2 protein-coding genes are annotated in these 1,141 nt (G+C 64.1%); both read right to left on the bottom strand.

The window, feature by feature from the left end:
• Nucleotides 1–662 (bottom strand): AMP-binding protein (locus AAC083_RS06435; protein ID WP_146181599.1); only part of this gene is annotated, 662 nt, incomplete at its 3' end.
• On the bottom strand, nt 659–1,141 hold a 483-nt coding region (locus AAC083_RS06440), incomplete at its 5' end, for an isochorismate synthase (protein WP_181364670.1). The genes AAC083_RS06440 and AAC083_RS06435, both read right to left, overlap by 4 nt.

Raw genomic sequence — 1,141 nt, forward strand, 5'->3', positions numbered from 1 at the left:
CTGTAGTAATAGTCGTCATGGGTGCGGGGGATGAGCTTGGGGGTACCGGTGCTGCCGCCGGAGAGCTGGAAGAAGGCCACCTCGTCCGCCGGACTCGGGCCATAGGCGGGGACGGCCAATCCCTCGCTCTTGGCCTGATCACTCAGCCAATGAATCAGCCCCAGTTCCCCGTTCTCGCCATCAAGCAGCACCAGCTCGGCGCCTATGCCTCGCAGCAGATCACTGTTGAGATCCCCATTGGCAAACAGCGAATGGGCGCGCGAGCCAATAAAGAGCCGGGGTCGGATCTGCTCGGCGTAAGAGGCCAGCTCCAGCCGGTTGTGGCTGAAGAGGGCGTTGACCGGCGCAATCCCCGCTTTGAGCAGGGCGAAAAACACCAGATAGAACTCGGCCACATTGGGCAGCTGCACCAGAGCGGTATCGCCCACCTTGAAGCCATGACGAACGAGCCGCCCGGCCAGCCGACTGGCGCCTTCATCCAGCGCGCGATAACTGACCCTGCGCTCGCCGCAGAGGATGGCGGTGGCATCCGGCGCCACTTCACACTGGCGATCCAGCATGATGGTCAGGGGCTCACCGCGCCAATAGCCCTTGGCACGATACTGCCCGGCCAGTTCCCGGGGCCAGCGGGTGTAAGGCAGGAAGCGGTTGGCCTGAGTCATAGCGCCACCTCAGTGCCAAGGCCCAGGGCGTTTAACATGGTGCCCAGCTTGGTGCCGGTCTCGGCCCACTCCATGGCGGGATCCGATCCTGCCACTATGCCAGCGCCGGCAAACAGCTCCACCTGATGGCCATCGAGCACACCGCAGCGGATCACCACAGCCCACTCCCCATTGCCCTGGCTGTCACACCAACCGACGATACCGCTGAACAGGGCCCGTCTGAAGGGTTCCTGCTCGCGGATAAACTGACGCGCCAGCTCGGTCGGATAACCGCACAAGGCCGGGGTCGGATGCAGCTGGCAGGCCAGGGAGAGCACAGAAGCCTGACCCGGATGCAGCTGACCGGCGATGGGCGTGCCCAGATGCCAGAGGGTATCCGTGCTCATCAGGGTGGGATTGGCGGGAATGGCCAGCTCGCGGCAGTGCGGGGTCAGCACCCGGCGGATCTCGTCGATCACCAACTTGTGTTCATGCTGATC

The sequence above is a fragment of the Aeromonas sp. HMWF014 genome, from assembly GCF_963878295.1.
Taxonomy (GTDB): Bacteria; Pseudomonadota; Gammaproteobacteria; order Enterobacterales; family Aeromonadaceae; genus Aeromonas; species Aeromonas popoffii.